Here is a 23,367-nt window from a genome sequence, read left to right as displayed (position 1 = left end):
TGTGATAGGTTGGATACACCGGTCAGCCGGGACACCGGGCCCTGCGACCAGAGAACAATAACCAATACTCCCGGCGCTACCGCCCTGCGGTGTACCGGGCTGGGGAGGACCATGCAGAGACGAGAATTCCTGAAGATGGCCGGTGTCGGGGCTGGCGGTATCCTGCTGCCGGTCTACGGCACCCGCGTCAGCGCCGCGGAACTGACCCAAAATGGTATGGACGTGCGGCGCAAGAAAGCGCTGGCGGACATAGTGCTGAACACCACCCGCAAGGCCGGCGCCAGCTATACCGATGTGCGCATCGGCCGCTACCTGAACCAGTTCCTGGTCACCCGCGAGACCCGCGTCGAGAACATCATCAACACCGAGTCCTTCGGTGCCGGCATCCGCGTGATCGCCAACGGCACCTGGGGCTTCGCCGCCACCAATGACCTGACCGACGACGGCATCGCGAATGCCGCGCGCCGTGCGGTGGCCATCGCCAGGGCGAATTCCAGGTACCAGGTCGAGCCGGTACAGCTGGCGCCGGTCAAGGGCGTGGGCGAGGTGTCCTGGCAGACCCCCATCCAGAAGAATGCCTTCGAGGTGCCCATCAGCGAGAAGGTGGACTACCTGATGGAGGTCAATAACAGCGCACTGAAGGCCGGGGCCAGCTTCATCAACTCCTCCCTCTACCTGGTCAACGAGCAGAAGTACTTCGCCTCCAGCGACGGCTCCTATATCGACCAGGACATCCACCGCCTGTGGGCGCCCATGCAGGTGACCGCCGTGGACAAGGACACCGGTGTGTTCAAGACCCGCGACGGCCTCAGCACCCCGGTGGGGCTCGGCTACGAGTACCTGGACGGCCGCGAGGAGGACAAGATCCACGGCCACACCACCCTCTACGGGGATTCCTACGATATGGCCGAGGACGCGATCCTCGCTACCGAGCAGGCGAAGGCCAAGCTGTCGGCCAAGTCCATCGACCCGGGCAAGTACGACCTGGTGCTGGAGCCCCTGCACCTGCGCCTGACCATCCACGAGTCCGTCGGCCACCCGCTGGAACTGGACCGCGTGCTGGGATACGAGGCCAACTACGCCGGCACCTCCTTTGCCACGCTGGACAAGTGGCGCAGCGGGAAATTCCAGTACGGCAGCGACAAGGTCAACTTCTTTGCCGACCGCACCCAGCCCGGCTCCCTCGGCGCCGTCGGCTATGACGACGAAGGCGTGAAGGCCAGGCGCTGGGACCTGGTAAAGGACGGCATCCTGGTGAACTACCAGGCCACCCGCGACCAGGTGCACATGATCGACCAGGACGAATCGCACGGCTGCTCCTATGCCGACAGCTGGGACAGTGTGCAATTCCAGCGCATGCCGAACGTGTCACTGGCGCCGGGCAAGGAAAAGTACTCCGTGAAGGACATGATCCGGGACGTGGAGAAGGGTATCTATATCCTCGGCCGCGGCTCCTATTCCATCGACCAGCAGCGCTACAACTTCCAGTTTGGCGGCCAGCTGTTCTACGAAATCAGGGACGGCGAGATTGTCGGCCAGGTCGAAGATGTCGCCTACCAGTCGAACACCCAGGAATTCTGGAATTCCTGCTCGGCCATCTGTGACGAGAGCGATTACCGCCTGGGCGGCACCTTCTTCGATGGCAAGGGCCAGCCCAGCCAGGTGAGCGCGGTGTCCCACGGTTGTTCCACCACCCGCTTCGACAAGATCAATGTAATCAATACCAAGCGCAAGATTTCGTAAGACACTGCTGGGGCAACTGCCCCGTACTGACAGCGCGGCACCGCCCCCAGGGCGGTGCCGACACAAGAATAAGTAACCGGAGAAAAAATAATGGCAATCCTGACCAGAAGTGAAGCAAAGCGCATTCTCGACAAGGTGCTGGAATACAGCCGTGCCGATGGAGCCAGCGCACAGCTGACCGGTGCCGAGACCGGCAACATCCGCTACGCGCGCAACAGTGTTTCCACCAGCGGTATCGTCGACGATATCTCGCTGGCGGTCGAGGCACGTTTCGGCAAGAAGTCCGGCGTGGCCACCATCAATGAGTTCAGCGACGCGGCGCTGGAGAAAGTCATGCGCCGCGCCGAGGAGCTGGCAAAACTCTCCCCGGACAATCCCGAGGCCATGCCGCTGCTGGGCCCGCAGAAATACCTGGACGTAAACGGTTTCGCCAAGGCCACCGCCAACATCACCCCGGAGCAGCGCGCCAAGGCCGCCGCAGACTCCATCATGGCAGCCAAGAAAAACAAGGTCGTGGCTGCCGGCTACCTGGAGGACGCGCGCTCCTTCGCCGCCGTGGCCAACACCAGGGGACTGTTCGGCTACCACGTCTCCACCTCGGCCAATTTCACCGTGACCATGCGCACCGAAAATGGCCTGGGCTCGGGCTGGGCCGAGAGCGACGTGACCGACTTTGACAACATGAGCACAGCCGCCACCTCGGGCATTGCCATCGACAAGGCGGTACAGTCCCAGGAGGCCCGCGCGCTGGAGCCGGGCAAGTACACCGTGATCCTCGAGCCCAATGCCGTCTCCGGCCTGCTGGGCTACATGATGTACAGCTACGATGCGCGCAACGCCGACGAAGGCCGCAGCTTCATGAGCAAGAAGGGCGGCGGCAACCGCCTGGGCGAGAAGATGTTCGACAAGCGCGTGCACATCTACTCCGACCCCACCGACCCGCAGGTACCTGCGACTCCCTGGGCCGAGGACGACCACATGCCCCTGCAGCGCATCGACTGGGTCAAGGGCGGTGTCGCACAGAATATGTTCCGCAGCCGCTACTGGGCCGAAAAGACTGAAGAGGAAGCGGTACCGACACCGGGCAACCTGATCATGATCGGCGGCGACAAGTCCACCGAGGAACTGATCAAGAACACCCGCCGCGGCATCCTGGTGACCCGCACCTGGTACATCCGCATGGTGGACCCGCAGTCACTGCTGCTGACCGGCCTGACCCGCGACGGCACTTTCTATATCGAGAACGGCAAGATCAAGTACCCGGTAAAGAACTTCCGCTTCAACGAGAGCCCGGTGATCATGCTGAACAACATCGAGGAAATGGGACAGGCCAAGCGCGTCAACATGATGGGCTTCCCCGCTATGGTCCCCGCACTGAAAGTGCGCGACTTCACCTTCAGCAGCCTTTCCGACGCGGTTTAAGCCCGGCAGCCAAAACGAGGACCTGACATGGACAGAAGAAAATTTTTACAGCTGACCGGCGCCGGCATGGGCGTTTCCATGTTGCCGCTGTCCGGCAACCTGGTGGCCGAGAGCAAGCTGACCACCAGCGGTATCGACCTCTCCGTCAAGAAGGAGCTGGCCGACGCCGCCCTGAATACCGCCACCAAGCTGGGGGCCACCTATGCCGACGTGCGCATCGGCCGCTACCTGAACCAGTATGTGATCACCCGTGAAATGCAGCTGCAGAACGTAGTCAATACCGAGTCCATCGGTATGGGCGTGCGCGTGATCGCCAACGGCACCTGGGGCTTCGCCGCCACCAACGATATGACCAGCGACGGGATCGCCAGGGCTACCCGCAAGGCCGTGGCCACCGCCAAGGCCAACTCCAGGTACCAGAGCGAGCCGGTGCAGCTGGCCGAGCAGAAAGGCTACGGCGAGGTAAGCTGGAAGACACCGATCCAGAAAAACGCCATGCAGATCCCGCTGGCGGAAAAAGTCGACCTGTTGATGGCAGTCAACGAGGCCGCCCTCGGCGCCGGGGCCAGCTTTATCAACTCCAGCCTCTACGTGGTGAACGAGCAGAAGTACTTTGCCTCTACCGATGGCTCCTATATCGACCAGGACGTACATCGCCTGTGGGCGCCGATGCAGGTGACCGCCGTAGACAAGAAGACCGGCGGCTTTCGCACCCGCAACGGCCTGAGCCAGCCGGTAGGGCGCGGCTTCGAGTACCTGGATGGCCGCGCCGAGGACAAGGTGCAGTCGCAGACCGTTCTGTATCGCGATTCCTACGACATGGTCGAGGACGCCCGGCTGGCGGCGCAGCAGGCAAAAGAGAAACTCACGGCGAAGTCCGTCAAGCCCGGCAAGTACGACCTGGTGCTCGACCCCAGCCACCTGTGGCTCACCATCCACGAGTCGGTCGGCCACCCGCTGGAACTGGACCGCGTACTGGGTTACGAGGCCAACTACGCCGGTACTTCCTTTGCCACCCTCGACAAGTGGCGCAGCGGCAAATTCCAGTACGGCAGTGACAAGGTGAACCTGTTCGCCGACAAGGTACAGCCCGGCTCGCTGGGCGCGGTGGGCTATGACGATGAGGGCGTGGAGACCGGCAAGTGGGACCTGGTGAAGGATGGCATCCTGGTGAACTACCAGGCCACCCGCGACCAGGTGCACATGCTCGGCCAGGAGAAGTCCCACGGCTGTTCCTACGCCGACGACTGGTCCAGCGTGCAGTTCCAGCGCATGCCGAACGTGTCACTGCTGCCAGGCCAGGATGAACTGGGCCTGGACGACATGATCAAGGACGTGGAAAAGGGCATCTACATCGTCGGTGCCGGCTCTTTCTCCATCGACCAGCAGCGCTATAACTTCCAGTTCGGTGGCCAGCTGTTTTACGAGATCGAGGACGGCAAGATCACCGGCATGGTGGAGGATGTGGCCTACCAGTCCAACACCCAGGAATTCTGGAATTCCTGCTCGCAGATCTGCGACAAGCGCGACTACCGCCTGGGCGGCTCCTTCTTCGACGGCAAGGGCCAACCGAGCCAGATCAGCACCGTGTCCCACGGCAGCTCCACGGCGCGCTTCGACGGGGTCAATGTGATCAACACCAAGCGCAAGTTGGGCTAAGCCGGGCGATGCTTTGCGCCCGGCTTCAGCCCCGCCATGGATGGCGGGGCTGAAGCTTGGATAAACGCCTTTGGTTGCGCCATGGATGGCGGGGCTGAAGCTTGGATAAACGCCTTTGGTTGCGCCATGGATGGCAGGGCAGTAGTGCATTACCGGCACTGCGTAACTACAAGCACGATTTTCAGTCGATCACAGAGCAGTAACCGTGTCCCTCTCCCGCAGGCATTTCCTAAGCCACCTGTTGCTCACCAGCGGCGCTCTCGCGCTGCCGGCAGGCCTGCGTGCGCAACCCGGGGAGTATTACGATTTCTACTTTACCCGCCTGATGTACGAATCCGGCGACTGGGACGTGGACCAGCGCATGCCATCGAATGTGCTGAATTCCCTGGTCGAATATACGAATCTCAAGGTCGACCCGAAGGAACGCATTGTGCCGCTGGCGGACCCGGCCATGCTGCTGGCGCCCTTCTGCTACCTGGCCGGGCACAAGCTGGTGGAGTTTACCCCGGCCGAGAAGCGCAATTTCCGCGACTATGTCAATCGCGGCGGCTTCGTATTCGTGGATGACTGCAACCACGATATCGACGGCCTGTTCGCCAAATCCTTCGAGGCGCAGATGGTGGAGCTCTTCGGCGAGGACTGCCTGCAGAAGCTGCCAGCCGATCACGAAATCTACCGGTGCTTCTTCCAGTTCGACGAGCTCCCGGTGACCAGCTTTGAGCTGAATGGCTGGGGCGATGACCTGGTACACGATTACCTCAAGGCCATCGTCGTGGACGGCCGTATCGCGGTGCTCTACAGCAACAAGGATTTCGGTTGCGAGTGGGATTACGACTACCGCAACAAACGCTGGCTGGCGATCGACAATACAAAGTTCGCCGTCAATATCGTTATCTACGCATTAACCACGTGAAACAACATGGAAACTGAAACCCGCACCGCCACCGAGAGCGGCATCGAGCAAACCCTGTCGGCGCTGGAACAACTGCGCGCTGAGATCGGCCGCGTGATTGTCGGCCAGCGCGAGGTGGTGGACCAGCTGCTGATCTGCCTGCTGGCCCGCGGCCACGCCCTACTGGAGGGGGTGCCCGGCCTGGGCAAGACGCTGCTGGTAAAAACCCTGGCGGAGGCCACCGAGCTGGATTTCAAGCGGGTGCAATTCACCCCGGACCTGATGCCGGGGGATATCCTCGGCACCGAGATCCTGGAGGAGGACCACAGCACCGGCAAGCGTTTCTTCAAGTTCCAGCGCGGCCCGATCTTTACCAATATCCTGCTGGCGGACGAGATCAACCGCACCCCGCCCAAGACCCAGGCAGCGCTGCTGGAGTCGATGCAGGAATACGCCGTCACCATGGCCGGCGAGACCATGGCCCTGCCGCGGCCCTATTTCGTGCTGGCCACCCAGAACCCGATTGAGCAGGCCGGCACCTACCCGCTGCCGGAAGCACAGCTGGACCGCTTCCTGCTCAATATCCATATCGACTACCCGGGCGAGGAAGACGAAATCGCCATCCTGCGCGGCACCACCGGCGGCGATACCGCGCCACCCTCACCCTGCCTCGACGGCGACACCATCATCGAGATGCAGCGGCTGGTGCGCGAGGTACACATCAGCGATGACCTGTACGGTTATATCGCCCGGCTGGTGCGCGCCACCCGCCCCACCGGGGAAGCGAACGGGAGTGAGGACTCACCCCTGGCCCAGTGGATCCAGTGGGGCGCCGGGCCCCGCGCCGGCCAGGCACTGGTACTGGCGGCCAAGGCACGCGCGCTGCTGAACCGGCGACTGGCGGTCACCCGCGCGGACATCCGCGCCCTGCTGCTGCCGGTACTCCGTCACCGCATCCTGCTGAGCTTCCACGCCCAGGCCGACGGGGTCGGTATCGCGCGCGTGATCGATGAACTGCTGCGGGCCTGCCCGGAGCCGGGGCAGGACTGACCCGGTGGACTTGCTGGACCCGCTGACACTGGCCCGCACCCGCGACCTGGCATGGTTGTCGCGGCATATTGCCGCGGGCGTAATGCTGGGCGCGCAACACAGCCGGCGCCGCGGTGCCGGGCTGGAATTCCAGCAGTACCGCAGCTACCAGCCGGGCGACGCCATCAACCATATCGACTGGAAACTCTTCGCCCGCTCCGACCGCTACTACGTGCGCGAGGCGGAACAGGAGAGCCAGATGCACGTCTGCTTTGTGCTCGATGCCAGCGCCTCCATGGCCCAGCCCAGCTTTGCCGTGCCGGAACTCACCAAGCTGCAGTTCGGCAAATGCTGGATCGCCGCCCTGTGCTGGCTGCTGCAGGCACAGGGCGACCGCTGCTCCCTGCTGGTGCTGAACGACGCGGACCTGCGCCGCGTCCCCGCCGGCCAGGGCGAAGCCCACCACCACCGCATTGCACTGGAACTGCAGCGCAGCCGTGCCACCGGTCACTGGCCGGATGGCACCCAGCTGCAGCCGCTCTGGTCGCAGTTCGACAGCAACTGCCAGGTAGTGCTGGTCAGCGACTTTTTCGAGCGTGGGCAGGAAATCAGTGATTTTGCCGCGCGGCTGCATGCCGCCGGCCGTCCCTGCCTGCCCCTGCAACTGCTGGTGGAGGCGGAAGAGACTTTCCCGTTCAAGGGCGAACTGCGCGTGCGCGACCCGGAGGCCGGTTTCGGCAGTTCACCCGTGCGGGAAATGGACGCACGCAGCCAGCGGGCGCAGTACTTGGAGGCATTTGCCCGCGCACAGCAGTCCCTGGCCGCAGGCTTCGCCGGCCGCGAGAGCCCGCTGACCAGCGTCAAGATCGAGCGGCCGCTGGCGGATGCGGTACAGCGTTTCGTCCAACTGCATTCGCGGATTGCCTGATGCGGGGGGACAGCTGAGATGTCGTGGTTACCCTGGAGCTGGCAATCCCCGCAGTGGCTGTGGCTGCTGCTGGCTTTACTGATCCCGCTGCTGATCCACCTGTTGCAGCGCAGCGCGCCGCGGGAAATTACCTTCGCCGCGGCCCACTGGCTGCAACAGCGCCAGCCACAGAGCTGGAAACGCCTGCAGCTGCGCGACACCGGGTTGCTGTGCCTGCGGCTCCTGCTGCTGGCCCTGCTGGCGGCCCTGCTGGCGATACCTTTGCTGCAGCAACGGGAAAACACGGGTGCGCTGCTGCTGGTGGACCCGGCGGTGGAACCCGCTGAGCTTGCCGCTTTTAGCGAGGCACAGGGACCATTCGCCCGGGTCCTGTGGCTGCAGCCGCGACCACAGCCGGTGGCCAGCAGCTCCCCCGAGAGTCGCGACAGCTGGAACAGCCTGTTAGCACTGGCGGCAGAGCCCCGCTACCGCCATGCCCATATCCTGCTCGACACCGGTGCCAACGCTGCCGGTTACCGGGCGCTGCGCTACAGCCCACACTGGCAGTGGCACCACACCGGCGAGAACACACCAGCGGCCCCGCCGGCGCCACCCATGGCCATCATGGGCGAAGCCCCACCCTGGCTGGGCCCTGCCCTGCAGGAGCTGGCGGAAACCGGTACCGCACAGCTGGAGCCACAGGCACTGGCGGATCCGGGCCAACTGGACCCGCAGCAATTCCAGTGGCTGCTCTATAACCGTCCCGGCCCCCTGCCGGAAGCGGTGCAGGCATTCGTGCGCGCCGGCGGGCTGCTGGTCAGCGACAGTTCAGTCACCCCTGCCGGGACACTGGATTTTGTGCCGCTGGGGGGTGACGGCGGGCCCGCTCGCGAAGCGGCCGCGCTGGAGCGCGGCAGCTGGCTGCGCTACCGGGGCAACTGGCAGGACGAGGCTTTCTATCACCGTACCGACCTGCCGGTGCTGCTGTGGCAGCAGTGGTCACAACAGGACTGGCCGCTGCAGGCACAATTGCAGCCACACTGGCCGGCGGGCAAACCACCGGGCATCCCGGTAGCGGACAGCGAGGTGGCAGCCGCGGCCCGGGAACCGTTGCAGCAGCCGCTGCTGCTGGCATTGTTACTGGTGTTGCTGGCGGAGCGGGCACTCACTCTGTCACGGAGGCAGGTCCATGGATAAGCACCGGCCTCACCGCCTCTCTTCTCCGCTGCGGATCGCCCGGCGCCACTGGCGCGCATGGGGCCTCGCGCCGTATATCGCGCTGGCACTGCTTTCACTGTTGCTGGGCCAGGTGAGCCACGGCCTGCTGGGCTGGCCGCTGTGGAGCGGTATCGCCGCCACGTTAGTCGCCGGGCTGGGCGCATTACTGGATAAGCGCTGGCGCCCCGGCCACCGGGACCTGTGCCAATTGCTGGACCACCGCTTCCCGGCACTGCAGGACAGCAGTGCCCTGCTGCTGGAGGCGCCGGAAACCCTGCCGCCGCTGGTGCGCCTGCAGCAACAGCGCACGCGCAGCGCGCTGGAGCAACTGGTAGCCGGCGGGGCACTGCTGCACTTCAGGCCACGCCGCTGGCGGCCCGCCATTGGCGTTACCCTGGTGTTATGCCTGGCAGCACTGCTGGCCCCGGTGACCACCCTGTGGCCCGGCAGCCCGGAGCCTGCACACGGCATCGCGGCCAATTCTTTCGGGTCGGCGGAAGCTGACGGGCCGGGAATGATCCAGGTCGACAGCGCACAGGTCCGGGTCATGCCGCCGGCCTATACCGGACTCCCGGAGCAACAACAGGCGCTGCAGGTCCGTGCGCCGGAAAATGCCCGCGCCGAGTGGTCTGTGAGCTTGTCTGCCCCGGTGGAGAGGCTGCGGATGCAAGCGGCGGAGGCCGATTTCGAATTCCAGCCCCGGGGGGAATTGCCGGCCAGCCGCTGGACCCTGCAGCGCCGGCTGGCGGAGAGTGACTTCTACCAGCTGGCACTGACCCGCGACGGCCGTGAGACCCTGTTGCCGGAAATCCACAATATCGAGGTGATCCCGGACCGGGCACCGCAATTCCAGTTCAGCCTGCCCCGCGACAGCCTTATGGTGGTCGGTGCCGCGCTGGCCTCCGGCGACGCGGCACTGCGGGTACTGGTGACGGTGGAAGACGACTTCCGTATCGAGGACACCGCCCTGGTGGTGACCCTGGCCAGCGGCAATGGTGAGAATGTGCGCTTTCGCAACGAGCGCATTCCCCTGCAACCGGCTGCCGCCGACGGGCAGCGCCAGCGCTTTGAGTTCCAGGTGCCGGTGGACCGGTTCACCATCGAACCCGGCGACGAGCTCTACTGGTTCCTGGAGGCCCGCGACAACCGTGCGCCCGCGCCCAATGTGGCCAGCAGCCAGCACTTTATCCTGCGCTGGCAGCAGGAGGAGATCTTTGGCCTGAGCGATGCCGAGGGCATGGCGATCAAGGTGATGCCGGAATATTTCCGCAGCCAGCGGCAGCTGATTATCGATACCGAGGCGTTACTGGCGGACCAACCGGAAATTCCCCCCGGCGAATTCCGCCGCCGCGCCGAATCCCTGGCCTACGAACAGAACCTGCTGCGCATGCGCTACGGCAAATTCCTGGGCGAGGAGGACTCGGCCATGGAACAGCACGATGATGGACCCGGACACAGCGGGGAACATGGCGATGGCGGCCAGCACCGGGACGAACATGCCGGGGAACATGGCGGGGAAAGCGCGGGGGAACAGGCCGGAAGTGCCGGCGAGGTTCAGCGGGAAACCACGCAATTTGGCAACGCCGCCGGCATCGTCGCCGCAGTGGGCCACCAGCACGACAACTCCGAGCACGCGACCCTGTTCGACCCGCAGACGAAAGAACTACTGCGCAGCGCCCTCAATGCCATGTGGAGCTCCTGGCGCGAGCTGTCGGTCGTGGAACCGCAGGCGTCGCTCCCACACCAGCATCGCGCACTGCGTTATATCAAGGAGGTACAACAGGCCTCGCGCATTTACCTGCAGCGGGTGGGCTTCGAGCCCCCGCCCATCGACGAGGAGCGCCGCCTGACCGGCGAGCGCGACGAAGTGGCCCCACCGGAAGTTACCACCGCCTTCGATGACCCCGATCGCGCCAGGCTGGAGTCCATCCTGCGCAGCCTGCTCAGCGGGGAAACACCAACGGAAGACGAGCTCGCCGCGCTGCCGGGGCTTATGTCTGCCAGCGGGCAATCCGGGCTTCAACAGGGGAAACGACTGGAAGTCAGCAAGGCCCTGCGCCGTTTCCGCCAGGACACGGCGTGCAGCCAGTGTCGGCGGGAACTGCAGGCACAGCTGTATCAGCTGCTGGCGCCGCCGCAGGCGGCACCCGCACTGCCGGCCAGTGGTGCTAACCAGGGCAGCTACGCCGACTGGATCCGCGCCGCCAATCCCCACGGTAAACAGACGGTGCCGAGCGGGGGAATGCCATGAGCCTGTGGATAACGGCGACCTGTATCGCCGGTGCGCTGGTGTCACTGTTACTGGTGGCCCGGCGCCATGCCCCGGCGCAGCGACGCGTCACTGCCGGAGTGCTGCAGCTGGCAATCTGGCTGGCCGCGTGGCTCCTGTCCCAGCCGCCGCAACTGCTGCCCGCCCCCGATGCTGCGCTGCTGGATAGCGAACGCCTGCAAGACGGCGATGGCCTGGCCCATACAGCGACGGGGCCGCGCCAGGCAATAACACCGGCGCTTACAAGCCGTGAACTGGACGCGCTGCCGGCTCTCGCGGTCAGCGGCCCCGGCCTGTACCGGGAGGACCTGCTCGCCCTGCCGCCGGTACGGCTGCGGGTGACAGGCGCCAGCCACGAACACGCTGCCCCCGCTACGGCAGCAGCGGATGGCTGGCAGCCGCGCTGGCCGCGCCAGCTGGGCCTGGGGCAGGAGCTTGCCCTGCAGCTGCAGTTGCCCGCGACACTGCCCGCAGAAACGCCGGTGAAACTGCTGGATCCCTTCGGTACGGCGGTTGCGGAAACAACCATCCCCGCCTCCACCCCCCCCGGCAAGGTGACCCTGGCGGATACACCGCGGCTGGCCGGGCGCTGGGAATACCAGTTGCAGATTGGCGAGGGACCATCGGCGAGGCGCGAAGCCGTGCCGGTACAGGTAAACCGGGGCGAACGCCCACAGGTATTGCTGTGGCTGGCGCAGCCGGGCTTCGAGTCCGCCGCGCTGTCCCGCTGGCTGCGGGAGTCCGGCGTACCGACCAGGGTCGTTACCCGGCTGGCACCGGGTATCGAGCGCAGCCGCAACCTGAACGGTTTTGACGGCGGCAATCGCGCACCGCTGGACCCCGCCAATGGCTTCGACCTGCTGATCCTCGACAGCCAGCTGTGGCCGCAGCTGGACCGGCGCCAGCGACAGCAGCTGCGGCGACAGGCATCGGTGCTGTGGCTGGTGGGTGACGAGGCGCCGGCGGGCTTTATCGACTACGCCCGTGCCAACGGCATGGGCCTGGAGCGCGACAGGTCCGCTGAACTGCAGGCGCCCTTCGGCGACCGCGAAACCCCGGCCCTGGGCACGACCGGGTTCCGGCCCGCGGCGATGCAGGCCGGCGACCGGGTGCTGCGGGGGGCTCCCGCGGGTCCAGTCGACGGCAGGGATATCGCGCTCTACTGGGGTCGCGCGACTGCGGACGGGGCACTGGGGTTTGTGTTTTTTCGCAACAGCTACCGCTGGATCACCGCCGGCTATGGCCAGGCGTACGCGCGGTTGTGGCAGGCGGTGCTGGAACCGCAACTGGCCTACCGGGGCAGTGGCGCACCGGTGGCGGTGCGCCAGGCGCTGCCGCGGGCGGGCCACCGGGTAACCCTGTGCAGCGGCGGCTTCACCGGTGCGGCACCGCTACTGTCGGCCGTTGCCGGCGAGCAGCGCCTGGCGGGAACGCAGTCCACTGACGGCTGTTATACCTTCTGGCCCCGCGAGCACGGCTGGTATGAACTGGAAGCCACGGCGGAAGCGGCGGTGGCTCCGTTCAGCCTGTATGTGTTCGCCGCCGATGCCTGGCCCGCCTGGCAACGCACGTTAAAAGCACAGTCCACCGGGCAGATGGCCACCGCCAGGCTGGGCCCCGGTAGGGAAGCCCCGGCGCCGCACCGGCCCCTACCGCGACACTGGCTGGCGTTGCTGCTACTGGGCCTGCTGGCAATCAGCTGGTGGGGAGAGCGGAAACTGAAACGCTGAAGGCACTTCCAGCCCTGGCGCAAACCAGCCGGAGCTGCGCCAGGGCCTACTGGCCGGGGGGCTCACCGCTGTGGTCGACGAAGATCAGGTTGTCGGTGTTGTAGCCCAGGTCCCGCGCCTGCTGCAGCAGCTGCTCCAGTTCGGCTTTGGGAATTTCCGGTTCACGGGACAGCAGCCACAGGTATTCCCGGTTGTAGCCGGTCACCATCGCGTGGCGGTAGTCCGCGTCCAGTGCCACCACCACGTAGGAGGCGTAGAAGGGCCCGAAGAAAGAAACCTCCAGGTGGCCGGTATCCGGGTCACCGGCAAACCTGGCGCGGCCCACGGCTTCCTGCCACTCACCTTTCTCACGGGAATAACCGCGATTCACCACTTTCACGGTACCGTCGTCGTTGAGGCTGTACTCGGCGGTGACATGGCTCAGCCCGCGCTCGAAGGAGTGGTCCAGGCGGGCCACCTCGTACCACCGGCCCAGGTAGCGGTCGAGATCGAAGCCGGTAACCGGCTGCACATTCTCCGGCACCCCGGTACAACCCCAGAGGAATGCAAAACACAGCAGCAAAAGTTTTCGCAAGGTAGCGCCTCTCAGCAGCCATTAGCGGAAATCCATCACCGGCTATTTATAGGGTAGCCGGATGTCACTGCCCAATACGCCTGACGCAGCCGCCGGGATTACATTAATGCCGGTTCCGGAAATAAAAAAGCCACCCGAGGGTGGCCAGACAGTCGAAGCGGGTGGTAATTACTTTTCCACAAAGGCGCGTTCAATGACGTATTCGTGCGGGACACCGGCGCGGGTCTCGCGGAAACCCCAGTCATCCAGGATGCTGGTCAGGTCCTTGAGCATCCCCGGGCTGCCGCAGAGCATAAAGCGGTCCTCTTCCACGTTGGGTTTCGGCGTGCCCAGGTCGTCGAACAGCTTGCCGGACAGCATCAGGTCAGTCAGGCGGCCATTGTTCTCGTAGGGCTCGCGGGTCACTGTGGGGTAGTAGAGCAGCTGCTCGCGGATCATCTCACCGAAGTACTCGTGCTCCGGCAGTTCCCGCTGGATAAAGTCCTGGTAGGCGAGTTCCGACTTGTAGCGCACACCGTGGGTCAGGATCACCTGGTCGAAGCGCTCGTAGACATCCGGGTCCTTGATGATGCTGAGGAACGGCGCCAGGCCGGTGCCGGTGGACAGCAGCCACAGGCGCTTGCCCGGCAGCAGGTGATCCGCCACCAGGGTGCCGGTGGGCTTGCGGCTGACATAGATCTCGTCACCCGGCTGGATCTTCTGCAGCTTGGAGGTAAGGGGGCCGTCCGGCACCTTGATGCTGAAGAACTCCAGCTCATCCTCATAGTTGGCACTGGCGATGGAATAGGCGCGCAGCAGCGGGCGGCCGTTCTCCTGCTGCAGGCCGATCATGGTAAAGTGGCCGTTCTCGAAGCGGAATGACGGGTCGCGACTGGTCTTGAAGCTGAACAGGGTGTCGTTCCAGTGATGGACATCCAGCACCTTTTCAATATTCAAATTTGACATAAGATTAGAACCAGTTATTCCTCAATTCTCTTAATGCCTGAATTCTAGCTGCGGAATACCTATTGGCAAAATGGGATATTTCGATAATCCTTATCTATTTAATAGATAACTGAAATCCCGACCCGGAGGTATGCCTTGCGCTACTCCCTGCGCCAGCTGGAAGTCTTCCTCGCCTGCGCCCACCACGAGAATGTCAGCCGCGCCGCCGCCAGCCTGAATATGTCCCAGTCCGCCGCCTCCACGGCGCTGAAGGAACTCGAACAGCAGTTCGAGCTGCGCCTGTTCGAGCGCACCGGCAAGCGGCTACGCCTCAACGAGCTGGGACGCCAGCTGTGGCCGCGGGCCGAAGAGCTGCTGGAGCGGGCGCGGGAACTGGAACAGTCGCTGGCCGCCCACGGCGACCTTGGGCGGCTCAAGATCGGCGCCACCCTCACCATCGGCAACTACCTGGCGGCGGGCATCATGGCGCGCTACATGGCCGAGCAGCCGGGTACCCGGGTGGAGCTGGACGTGGCCAACACCGCCGCCATCGCCGAGCGCGTGCTGAACTTTGAACTGGACCTGGGGCTGATCGAGGGGGAACTCAACCACCCGGACCTGGAAATGATGCCCTGGCGCGACGACGAGCTGGTGGTCTTCTGCGCGCCGGACCATCCACTGGCAGGCCATCAGGCCCTCGGCGACGCCGACCTGTGCAGCGCCACCTGGATACTGCGCGAGCCGGGTTCCGGCACCCGGCAGACTTTCGAGCGTGCGCTGGCGGGGCTGCTTCCCCAGCTGCATATCCTGCTGGAATTACAGCACACCGAAGCCATCAAGCGTGCGGTTGAAGCGGGACTGGGGATTAGCTGCCTGTCCCGGGTATCCCTTACCGATGCCCTGAAACGCGGCTCGCTGGTTGAGCTGCCGGTACCCCAGCGGGATTTCCGCCGCGAGTTCTATTTCGCCCTGCACCGGCAGAAATACCGCAGCACGGGGATCGAGCGCTGGCTGGAGCTGTGCCGGCAGGCCGCGTAACCCGCCAATAAAAAAGCCACCCGGAGGGTGGCTTCGCTAACTGTTCCCACCCCTGCGGGCAGTAACGGGATTACTTCACCCGTACCAGCTGGGATTTCAGTTCTTCCGGCACCTGGTCGATAGAGGCAATGGTCAGGTCCTCGGAGGAGGCAGCGGCAGTCTGCGGCTGCAGGGTGGCATTGGCCGTTTCCGGCAGCTTCCACATGGCACCGGTGGCCGGATCCACGATCAGCATGCCGATCAGGCCGCCCAGCAGGATGTTGCCGATATACCAGCCGTCCATGCCAGCCTTGATCTGGAAGGTCTGCTCATTGTAACCGGCCATCTGGTACCTGACGGTGTAGTTGGCGGACGAGAAGAAACCGTCAGAAGCGTCCAGCGTGATGGTGTCCGGGGTTACACCGGAATGCACATCGAGGCCCGCCTCATTGATCACAGAGAAGTTGGCACCGGTGGGCGTGCTGCTGATGGTTACCGGGTATTTGCTGTCGCTGAGAATGCTGGCACAGCCAGTAGCCAGGGTCAGTGCAGCGATTGAGGCCCCCAAGGCAATTTTCTTAATCATGTTTCGTCCTTTAGCGTATTTTTTTATCGGTCGGCTGGTTGATACAAGCGCCAGCCGGCACGGAGATTAACATGGGCTTCATTGGTACAGGATTACAGCTTATTACAGCGGCATCCCCTGTCCGGCCCGGGCTTCCTGTCTGCCGACGCGGCGCGCCTCCAGTCGCCGGATAAACTCCGACAGGATCTGGCGATACAACTCCCTGCCCAGGTACTTGTCCTCCACGCCACTGTCGATCGAGGGATTGTCATTGACCTCGATCACATAGCCCTTGCCTGCGGACTCCTTTACATCGACGCCGTAAAAACCATTACCGATCGGGCGGGTGGCCCGGAGCGCGGCCTGCAGCACCGCTTTCGGGACCTCGAAGGTCGGCAGGGTGGCGAAGCCGCCACTGCTGTTTTTCTTGTCGCCGTGGTTGTAGATCTGCCAGTGGTTCTTGGCCATATAGTAGCGACACGCATACAGCGGCCGGTTATTGAGAACGCCGATACGCCAGTCAAACTCCGTGTACAGGAACTCCTGTGCCAGCAGCAGGCTGGACTCGGCAAACAACTCACCCAGCCGGTCGCGCAGCTCCTCCTCGCTCTTTACCTTGACCACGCCGCGGGAAAAAGAACCATCCGGGATCTTGATCACCATCGGCAGGCCCAGCTCCTGCACTGCCGCCATTAACCCGGCCTCGTCGCCCCGGCGCAGGATAGCGGTGCGGGGAGCCGGCACCCTGTGGGTGCGGAACAGGTCCGCCAGGTAGATTTTGTTGGTGCAGCGCAGGATGCTGGTGGGATCGTCGAGTACCACCAGGCCCTCAGCTTCGGCCCGCTTGGCGAAGCGGTAGGTGTGATGGTCGATGGCCGTGGTCTCGCGGATAAATAGCGCATCGAATTCCGGCAGGCGCATGTAGTCCGCCGGTGTAATCATCTCCACGGCAAAACCCAGCTCGCGACCGGCGCTGGCAAATTTCTTCAGGGCAACGCTATCCGACGGCGGCAGTGATTCCTCCGGGTTGACCAGGATGGCGAGGTCGTAACGGCTGCTTTCACTCTTTTTCCGCGGCCGCCACACCTGGTTGCTGAAACCGTCCAGTGCCTCGGCAAAAAGCGTCTCCTCTGCATCGTCCAGGTCGCGGTGGGAACAGACGTGCAGGTCGGCAATTTCCCAGGACTGGTTGCGGACCAGGTGGATTTCCAGCACCGGACAGGGAAAACGATCGAACAGCAACCGTGCCAGCGGCTGCAACACCGGCTCGGGGCAGCGCCCGAAATACGACTTGACCCGCAGTTCGCTGCTGCCGTCGGCCGGTGCCGGCAACTTGCCCAGCGCCGGCAGGATGCTACCCAGCTGGAGCTTGTAGAGTTGCGGCAGCGCCAGGTCATTGAGACTGCGCACGCTGGGCAGCACGTGGTGGCTGCGCGCCTCCGCCAGCAGGGAGCAGTAATAGCCCTCACTGCGGTATTGGTAGTCACCACACAGGTTAATCACCCGAACCCGCTGCTGGGGGGAAGCTAGTGCCAGGTAATCGGCAAAAGTGATGACGCGCTCGCTGGGATAATAGGGGGCCCAGTCACTGGGCTGGTCGATAACAATAAGTACCCGGGACATCGGCAGGAAAGCCTCGCAGGATCGGGTCCGGCGGACGCCGGACAGCAGGCGAAAGATAGAGGAAAACCGGAGTTCGGCCTACAGGTTTTTTTATGCGTTTTTTCACCGGGGAATCTTCCCTTCCGGGACGCTTCTGCTACTGTTGCGCAGCCGCAATGTCGCGGTATTGACGGCTTCTTGCCGACAGGCCCCCCTATGCCCGCCCCGGAAAAAACCGGCCTTGTCATCCGGCCCGCGATGCCCGCCGACGTGGCGGCCCTGCACGACCTCGAGCAGGCCGCCTTTGCCCGCGACCGACTCAGCCGGCGACGCCTGCGTCACTGGGTAATGGCCGACAATTGTGTGTTCCTGCTGGCGGAACGGGACACGTCTCTGCTCGGCTACGCGCTGGTCATTTTGCGTCGCGGTACCCGGCTGGCACGGCTCTATTCGCTGGCAGTAGCCAGTAGCGCCCGCGGCCAGGGTATTGGCAGCCACCTGGTATCAGCGGTGGAAAAGGCTGCCAGTGACAGTGGTCGCTTTTTCATGCGCCTGGAAGTTGCCGAACATAACCAGGCCGCGATCGCGCTGTACCAGGCACTGGGTTACCGCGCCTTCGGCCGCTACCGCAACTATTACCAGGATGACAGCCATGCCCTGCGCATGCAGAAACGCATCCACTACCATCCGGAAAACCTGCATCGGCTGGCAGTGCCCTGGTACCGGCAGACGACGGATTTCACCTGTGGCCCGGCTGCCGCCATGATGGCCATGGCAGCCCTGGACAGCAGCTATGACCCCTCTGTCAGCGAGGAACTGGCCCTGTGGCGGGAGGCCACCACCATTTTCATGACCTCCGGCCACGGTGGCTGCCACCCGGTGGGCCTGGGGCTGGCACTGCGCGCGCGGGGCTTCGACGCCTCTGTGTACCTGAATCGGGAGGGTCCGCTGTTTATCGACAGTGTGCGAGCGCCCGGGAAAAAGAAAGTGATCAGCCAGGTGGATGCGGATTTCCGCGCGGCAGCGACTGCCGCCGGCATGCAGGTGGTACCGGAGGAATTCACCCAGGACCAGCTGCAGCAGTGGCTGGAAGCAGGTGCACTGGTGTTAATGCTGGTCAGCACCTATCGGCTCGACGGCAAAAAGGTGCCCCACTGGGTAACGCTGGTGGGTATGGATGAACAGTGCCTGTACGTGCACGATCCCGACTGTGATGAGCTCTGGGACCAGCTGGATAGCAGTTACCTGCCCATTGCCCGCGAGGATTTTGCCCGCATGTCCGTGTTTGGAAGGGAGCGACTGCGCACCGCGGTGGTAGTGCGCAGTTGATCTGCAGCGTGGTTCAACCCCCGGGGGCGAACAACTCGCCGAAGAAATCCCCCTCGTACCAGCGCGGTTTGCGGTCCGCGTCGGCCACCTCGCGGGCAATGGCGTAATTGACCCGGGCGAACTGCTGCGCGGCCACGTAATCCACCTGGGCGTCGGCCTCATCGGTGTGCTTGTGGTAACGCTCGCGCAGGAACCGGTTCTGCATTGCAGTGCCGTCGGCTGCCGGATCCTGTGCCTCGCGCCCGGTGATCAGGTAGATGGCGGGAACCCCCTGGCGCACGAAACTGTAATGATCGCTGCGCACGAAAATCACCTGTTCCGGCATCGGGTCCGGGCTCAGCCTGAGGCCCGCGCGGGCCGCGGCGCGCGCAGTGGTCTGGCCCAGTGAGGAATGCTCGGCGCCGAAGGCGATGATGTCCCGGAACGGGTACAGCAGCATCGGCATATCAAGGTTGATATTCGCCACCATGGCGCGCGGCGGCACCGGCGGGTGCTGGGCAAAGTAGTCGGAACCCAGCAGGCCTTTTTCCTCGGCGGTCACCGCCACAAACATCAGCGAACGCCGCGGCGCACGGCCGGATTCGACAAACAGTCGCGCCGTCTCCAGCATGATGGCGATGCCGGCGGCATTGTCCTGTGCGCCGTTGACCACGCGACCCTCCGCGTCTTTGCCCAAGTGATCCAGGTGCGCGGAAAACACCACATACTCGTCCTTCAGCTCGGGATCGCTGCCCGGCAGCACCGCCACCACATTGGGACTGAGAACCTGCTCGTGGCGCGCGCCACTGGTCAGGGAGGCGCGGTAGGGCAATGGGAAGCCACGCGGCGCCAGGCCATTGGCAACCTCAGTAAATACGGTATCCAGGCTGCGCTCGGCGCCCATAAACAGCTGGCGGCCAGCGGGCATATCCAGGTAGACGCCGGGGTGCAGGCCGGGAATGGCATTGCCGGGCATATCATCGGCGCCGATCCAGTCAAAGCTGGCATCCTCCCGGTGCTCTACCGCACGGGCGAAGGGTGAGCGCTTTTCCCGCTGTGGCGTATTGAGGGTCATGTAACCCACGGCGCCGTGGCGCGCGGCGGTCTGGCGCTTGGTGCGGGAAGACGCGTAGTGGGCACCCACTTCGCTGGGCAGGCTGGAGGGGCGGCCGGACAGGATCACCACGATCTTGCCGCTCACATCCAGGCCGGCGTAATCATCGATACCGTACTCCGGTGCGTCGATACCAAAGCCCACGAACACCAGCCCGGCAGCGATGGCGGTTCTCTCGGCGGTCGTGGGCGGCGAGGCCACAAAATCCTCACCGAACCTGAAAGTGATGTCGCCGTCGCGGCCCTGCAGTACCAGGGTCGGCTCGCGGCCGTCCCAGCTGGCCCGGCGGAACGGCACCTCCTGCAGGAAGTCCTCTCCCCCGGCCGGCTGCAGCCCGAGGGCGCGGAATTGACCGGCGACATATTCCGCCGACTGGCGATAGCCCGGCGTGCCGGTCTCGCGCCCGGCCAGCTCATCCGCAGCCAGGTATTCCAGTTGTTGGCGGATATGCTCCACATCCGCCTGCGGCAGCGGTGGTGGGGTGGTGGCGCAGGCAGCAAGGGCGCCCACAGCCAGGGCACCGAGCAGGTTGGTGAGTCTCATCGTCAGGTTCTTGTCCAGCGTTGAAAGGTGCCCGCCAGCAGTAACCATGGCGCACCGGGCACCGGCGGAATGAGTTCTTATACGCCAGCAAGGTTACCACGATCCATTCCGGCGGTATTGCCAACCGGTTCCGGGTCATCGCAGCGTATTGACGCACATACCGGGAAAATAATTCGGCGACTCGTCGCCGGGGTCAGTGCCGGGCAAACCGCCTGTCCACTGCAGCGGCCACCTCCTCGTGGGCATTATCGGGACAGAAATCGCCGTGGGCGGCAATAAAGTGGAGGAATGGCAGCTCCAGCAGGCGTTCGAAATCCGCCCGCAACCAGCGCACCGGATCCATGCCCTCGGGCGCCATGCGGCGGCACCAGGTGGGCGCCACCTGCATGCCCTGGCGGAAGCCGGCCAGTCGAAGCAGGTTGCGGCCGCACCAGTTGCAACCACACCAGGATGTCCAGTACTGCAGCGCATCGCAGGTCAGCAACAGGCCGCCACAGCCCGGTACCAGCAACGCCGCCTCGGGATGGCGGCCGCGGGTAAACTCGAAGAACTGCCCACCCGGCACCGGGCACTCGCCACCCTCCTCCACCAGCGCGTCTGCGGCGGGTGCGGGATAGTAGTCCGAGTGCGGCTGGCACCAGAAGGTCAGGTTGAAACGGTCGCGATAGTAGAGGTCGTCACAGCCGTGGAAATAGCCCAGGCGCACCGCATGGCGGATATGGCCCAGGTCCTCGAGTTTTTCCTCCTGCGCGGGGCGCAGGCGCACCGGGTTGACCAGCACCAGCTCATCGCCGCAACGGACAATGGCCATGTTGCGATTCACGGCAGTGGCGGGCGCCAGCTGGGCCGTCCCGGGAATATAAAAAATATCCGGTAACAGCCGGCGGATTTCGCCGTGGGGTTGCACCAGCGGATAGTCAATCTGCATAGCCGGCCGGCGAACCGGGCAAGCGCTAACAGTAGTGTGCCCGGTTGCCGATTCCCCGCAACAGCATGAGTGTGTCCTGGGCCTGCGCCTGCGGGACAAACAGGTGATGGCCCCGCGGTGTCGAGGTGATACGGGCGCTGATGCGCGCACCGTCCAGCTCACCGGCAAGGGCAGCCAGCAGTCCCGGCAACACCGGCCCGCCTCGCTGGCGCAGGGTGATCTGGCACAGGGGTGCGTCCACCGGGATACCCTCGCGCTCGGCGAGTTCCCGCGGCAGTATCGCGCTGTAGCCGTCCCGCTCACTGACCAGTAACAGGCACTGGCCGGCCAGCAGGGGCAGCTGCTCCGCGCTCAGGGTACAGAAGACACAGTCGCTGCCGTGCAACTGCGGTTCACAGCTGCGCAGCAGCTTTTCCAGCCCTATGGTGGCGTTCATACATCGAGTCACTCCCGGTCTGGTTGGTATGGCGGCCGCCATCGTTGGGGCGGCCATCAGTTGCTGAATGATTCCCCCTCTATATCCGGCTCGTCCGCGGATGGCGTGACATCCTCTGCGCTCTCGGCACTCACCCGGGCCCGCTCCGCATCCCTGGCCCAGCGGTCCAGTGCCCGGTCGATATCCTGTTCCAGCTCGATGCTGGGAAAGTCCGGGCAGGGCGCGTCCTTCCGCGGGTTGTGCCAGCCCGACAGCGGGGTAACAAACACGATGAGGGATTTGTGCAGGTTGTTTTCGCCGATACTGGCCTCGGTCCAGGTGGTCTGCCACGCGTACTTGCCGCGCACCGCGTAATCGCTTTCGTAGGATTTGAGGGTGAGGAAGTAGGGATACAGCTTGCCACCACGGCAGACGATACGCCGCTCGGTGCGAATGTTGGCCATCTGCGTGAACGGGTCGAAATACCACTGGATGTCGTAGCCGTAGGCGAACCGCATATCGCCGTTGCTGCGCTGGACAAAGGCGTAGGAGCGACCCGTGCCATCGGCTTGCAGGCTCCATACATGGCGCGCCTCGCCGTCGCGGGAAATCAGCCAGTCGCCCACCCACTGGTCCGCCTCGAGCCGGGATTCTACGTCCCAGCCCCAGCCGTCCCCGTCGGGGGCTTCATCTGATTCCGGCTGTGCCCGGGCGACCCCGGACACGGTCCACCCGGCCAAGAGAGCCAGGGCTACTGCGGGAATAAAGCGCCGCTGCATTACAGCTGTTCTCCAGTCAGTCGCTTTACTCATCCCTGAGGAGGGGACCGGCGGGCTCTGCCGCACCGGTCCTGCTGGATGCCCCTAGCTATTCAGCCTGGGGCACTCGTTGCCGGCCGTGGGGGTCTCCCAGTCCTGCAGGCGGCGCTGGAAGCTCAGCAACCCGCCGCCATGCTGGCGCCAATGGCGTCCATCCAGTACTGCGAAGTCTAGGGTCACGGGGCTCCAGCCGGTAAAGGCCACATCCACCACACCGCCACTGCAGCGTACCGCCGCACCGGTTCGCACCCGCACCCGGTCGCCCTGGAGTGTCCAGCTGATGGCGAAGCCATGGGAGAGCTCCCCGCCGGGCTGGAAACCGTAGGCATAACCGGAGCCGTCGGCGTGCAGCTGCCAGACCAGCTGGGCATCGCCCTCGCCGACCACCAGCCAGTTACCGGCCCACTCGCGCTGGGAGACCTCCGCGGATGAGACGGCCGGGAAGGACAGGAGGAACGCCAGCGCCATTGTCATCGCGCAGGCTGGAAGGAAGTGGGAAAGAGGATTCGCGGGCAAAAGGTGACGCAACAACTTCATGCGCAACTCGACTACTGCTGACCAATGTCTGGCAGTGGGGCAATCGGGTCCGCCAGCTGCCGGTTTTCCTGGCCGGCGCTGGTGTTGGTTCCGCCGGCATGAAAAAGTGCATCTGCGCGCTTTTTCACGTCCCTTTCACTCAAGGCTAGACGT

Annotated in this window: 20 protein-coding genes; 11 read left to right on the top strand and 9 right to left on the bottom strand. The window is 64.3% G+C overall.

Features of this window, described 5'->3' with window-relative positions; translation table 11 throughout:
- Positions 1-111: 111 nt before the first annotated feature.
- The 9 genes from LVE68_RS11265 (at position 112) to LVE68_RS11225 (ending at position 12,869) form a co-directional block, all read left to right on the top strand.
- A complete protein-coding gene (locus tag LVE68_RS11265; RefSeq protein ID WP_232940461.1) occupies positions 112-1,743 on the top strand; it encodes a TldD/PmbA family protein in 1,632 nt (543 codons plus the stop codon).
- A gap of 90 nt (positions 1,744-1,833) precedes the next feature.
- Positions 1,834-3,165 (top strand): TldD/PmbA family protein, encoded by a 1,332-nt coding sequence (locus LVE68_RS11260; RefSeq protein WP_232940459.1) that lies wholly within the window; start codon positions 1,834-1,836, stop codon positions 3,163-3,165.
- 27 nt (positions 3,166-3,192) lie between these two features.
- Positions 3,193-4,824, top strand: a complete 1,632-nt coding sequence (locus LVE68_RS11255) for a TldD/PmbA family protein (RefSeq protein WP_232940457.1) — start codon at positions 3,193-3,195, stop codon at positions 4,822-4,824.
- Between the two features lie 205 nt (positions 4,825-5,029).
- Positions 5,030-5,737 (top strand): DUF4159 domain-containing protein, encoded by a 708-nt coding sequence (locus LVE68_RS11250; RefSeq protein WP_232940455.1) that lies wholly within the window; start codon positions 5,030-5,032, stop codon positions 5,735-5,737.
- Between the two features lie 6 nt (positions 5,738-5,743).
- Complete coding sequence (locus LVE68_RS11245) at positions 5,744-6,766, top strand: AAA family ATPase (protein WP_232940453.1); 1,023 nt, start codon at positions 5,744-5,746, stop codon at positions 6,764-6,766.
- 4 nt (positions 6,767-6,770) lie between these two features.
- A complete protein-coding gene (locus LVE68_RS11240) occupies positions 6,771-7,673 on the top strand; it encodes a DUF58 domain-containing protein (RefSeq protein ID WP_232940452.1) in 903 nt (300 codons plus the stop codon).
- A gap of 18 nt (positions 7,674-7,691) precedes the next feature.
- Positions 7,692-8,849 (top strand): BatA domain-containing protein, encoded by a 1,158-nt coding sequence (locus LVE68_RS11235; RefSeq protein ID WP_232940451.1) that lies wholly within the window; start codon positions 7,692-7,694, stop codon positions 8,847-8,849.
- Entirely contained in the window at positions 8,842-11,121 is a 2,280-nt protein-coding gene (locus LVE68_RS11230; RefSeq protein ID WP_232940450.1) for a DUF4175 domain-containing protein, read from the top strand. The genes LVE68_RS11235 and LVE68_RS11230 overlap by 8 nt, the downstream gene beginning before the upstream one ends.
- Positions 11,118-12,869: a hypothetical protein gene (locus LVE68_RS11225; RefSeq protein ID WP_232940449.1), complete on the top strand. Its 1,752-nt coding sequence runs from the start codon at positions 11,118-11,120 to the stop codon at positions 12,867-12,869. Before LVE68_RS11230 ends, LVE68_RS11225 begins: the two co-directional genes overlap by 4 nt.
- A 46-nt stretch (positions 12,870-12,915) precedes the next feature.
- On the opposite strand, the gene LVE68_RS11220 is transcribed toward LVE68_RS11225, so the two are convergent.
- Both LVE68_RS11220 and LVE68_RS11215 read right to left on the bottom strand, forming a co-directional pair.
- Positions 12,916-13,443, bottom strand: a complete 528-nt coding sequence (locus tag LVE68_RS11220; RefSeq protein ID WP_232940448.1) for a lipocalin family protein — start codon at positions 13,441-13,443, stop codon at positions 12,916-12,918.
- 168 nt (positions 13,444-13,611) lie between these two features.
- Positions 13,612-14,388 carry a ferredoxin--NADP reductase gene (locus LVE68_RS11215; RefSeq protein WP_232940447.1) on the bottom strand — a complete coding sequence of 259 codons (777 nt, stop codon included), beginning with the start codon at positions 14,386-14,388 and terminating at the stop codon, positions 13,612-13,614.
- Between the two features lie 135 nt (positions 14,389-14,523).
- On the opposite strand from LVE68_RS11215, the gene LVE68_RS11210 reads away from it, so the two are divergent.
- Positions 14,524-15,405, top strand: coding sequence for a LysR family transcriptional regulator (locus LVE68_RS11210; protein ID WP_232940446.1), 882 nt, complete (start codon positions 14,524-14,526; stop codon positions 15,403-15,405).
- A 70-nt stretch (positions 15,406-15,475) separates the two neighbouring features.
- On the opposite strand, the gene LVE68_RS11205 is transcribed toward LVE68_RS11210, so the two are convergent.
- Both LVE68_RS11205 and LVE68_RS11200 read right to left on the bottom strand, forming a co-directional pair.
- A complete protein-coding gene (locus LVE68_RS11205; protein WP_232940445.1) occupies positions 15,476-15,970 on the bottom strand; it encodes a hypothetical protein in 495 nt (164 codons plus the stop codon).
- Between the two features lie 102 nt (positions 15,971-16,072).
- Complete coding sequence (locus LVE68_RS11200) at positions 16,073-17,572, bottom strand: RimK family protein (RefSeq protein ID WP_232940444.1); 1,500 nt, start codon at positions 17,570-17,572, stop codon at positions 16,073-16,075.
- Positions 17,573-17,767: 195 nt separating this feature from the next.
- Between LVE68_RS11200 and LVE68_RS11195 the strand changes: the two genes are divergently transcribed.
- Entirely contained in the window at positions 17,768-18,880 is a 1,113-nt protein-coding gene (locus LVE68_RS11195; RefSeq protein WP_232940443.1) for a GNAT family N-acetyltransferase/peptidase C39 family protein, read from the top strand.
- Between the two features lie 13 nt (positions 18,881-18,893).
- Here the strand turns inward: LVE68_RS11195 and LVE68_RS11190 are convergent, their stop codons facing one another.
- The 5 genes from LVE68_RS11190 to LVE68_RS11170 all read right to left on the bottom strand — a co-directional run bounded on the left by LVE68_RS11190 (position 18,894) and on the right by LVE68_RS11170 (position 23,145).
- A complete protein-coding gene (locus tag LVE68_RS11190; RefSeq protein WP_232940442.1) occupies positions 18,894-20,516 on the bottom strand; it encodes a M28 family metallopeptidase in 1,623 nt (540 codons plus the stop codon).
- Between the two features lie 193 nt (positions 20,517-20,709).
- The gene (locus LVE68_RS11185) at positions 20,710-21,444 is read right to left on the bottom strand and encodes a hypothetical protein (protein ID WP_232940440.1); all 735 of its coding nucleotides are present in this window, start codon (positions 21,442-21,444) and stop codon (positions 20,710-20,712) included.
- A 25-nt stretch (positions 21,445-21,469) separates the two neighbouring features.
- Positions 21,470-21,880 carry an ACT domain-containing protein gene (locus tag LVE68_RS11180; protein ID WP_232940439.1) on the bottom strand — a complete coding sequence of 137 codons (411 nt, stop codon included), beginning with the start codon at positions 21,878-21,880 and terminating at the stop codon, positions 21,470-21,472.
- Positions 21,881-21,936: 56 nt separating this feature from the next.
- Positions 21,937-22,638, bottom strand: a complete 702-nt coding sequence (locus tag LVE68_RS11175) for a hypothetical protein (RefSeq protein ID WP_232940438.1) — start codon at positions 22,636-22,638, stop codon at positions 21,937-21,939.
- Positions 22,639-22,722: 84 nt separating this feature from the next.
- Entirely contained in the window at positions 22,723-23,145 is a 423-nt protein-coding gene (locus LVE68_RS11170) for a hypothetical protein (RefSeq protein ID WP_232940437.1), read from the bottom strand.
- Positions 23,146-23,367: the final 222 nt, after the last annotated feature.

The sequence above is a fragment of the Microbulbifer sp. YPW16 genome, assembly GCF_021290385.1.
Lineage (GTDB): Bacteria > Pseudomonadota > Gammaproteobacteria > Pseudomonadales > Cellvibrionaceae > Microbulbifer > Microbulbifer zhoushanensis.
Note: the sequence above shows the minus strand (reverse complement) of the source record. Positions and strands in the feature narration are given on the sequence as shown.

Bases quoted from the DNA above. Each gene is read 5' to 3' on its own strand.
- LVE68_RS11265 (WP_232940461.1), top strand. From the start codon at position 112: ATGCAGAGACGAGAATTCCTGAAGATGGCCGGTGTCGGGGCTGGCGGT.
- LVE68_RS11260 (WP_232940459.1), top strand. From the start codon at position 1,834: ATGGCAATCCTGACCAGAAGTGAAGCAAAGCGCATTCTCGACAAGGTG.
- LVE68_RS11255 (WP_232940457.1), top strand. From the start codon at position 3,193: ATGGACAGAAGAAAATTTTTACAGCTGACCGGCGCCGGCATGGGCGTT.
- LVE68_RS11245 (WP_232940453.1), top strand. From the start codon at position 5,744: ATGGAAACTGAAACCCGCACCGCCACCGAGAGCGGCATCGAGCAAACC.
- LVE68_RS11235 (WP_232940451.1), top strand. From the start codon at position 7,692: ATGTCGTGGTTACCCTGGAGCTGGCAATCCCCGCAGTGGCTGTGGCTG.
- LVE68_RS11230 (WP_232940450.1), top strand. From the start codon at position 8,842: ATGGATAAGCACCGGCCTCACCGCCTCTCTTCTCCGCTGCGGATCGCC.
- LVE68_RS11225 (WP_232940449.1), top strand. From the start codon at position 11,118: ATGAGCCTGTGGATAACGGCGACCTGTATCGCCGGTGCGCTGGTGTCA.
- LVE68_RS11215 (WP_232940447.1), bottom strand. From the start codon at position 14,388: ATGTCAAATTTGAATATTGAAAAGGTGCTGGATGTCCATCACTGGAAC.
- LVE68_RS11205 (WP_232940445.1), bottom strand. From the start codon at position 15,970: ATGATTAAGAAAATTGCCTTGGGGGCCTCAATCGCTGCACTGACCCTG.
- LVE68_RS11200 (WP_232940444.1), bottom strand. From the start codon at position 17,572: ATGTCCCGGGTACTTATTGTTATCGACCAGCCCAGTGACTGGGCCCCC.
- LVE68_RS11195 (WP_232940443.1), top strand. From the start codon at position 17,768: ATGCCCGCCCCGGAAAAAACCGGCCTTGTCATCCGGCCCGCGATGCCC.
- LVE68_RS11190 (WP_232940442.1), bottom strand. From the start codon at position 20,516: ATGAGACTCACCAACCTGCTCGGTGCCCTGGCTGTGGGCGCCCTTGCT.
- LVE68_RS11185 (WP_232940440.1), bottom strand. From the start codon at position 21,444: ATGCAGATTGACTATCCGCTGGTGCAACCCCACGGCGAAATCCGCCGG.
- LVE68_RS11180 (WP_232940439.1), bottom strand. From the start codon at position 21,880: ATGAACGCCACCATAGGGCTGGAAAAGCTGCTGCGCAGCTGTGAACCG.
- LVE68_RS11175 (WP_232940438.1), bottom strand. From the start codon at position 22,638: ATGCAGCGGCGCTTTATTCCCGCAGTAGCCCTGGCTCTCTTGGCCGGG.
- LVE68_RS11170 (WP_232940437.1), bottom strand. From the start codon at position 23,145: ATGGCGCTGGCGTTCCTCCTGTCCTTCCCGGCCGTCTCATCCGCGGAG.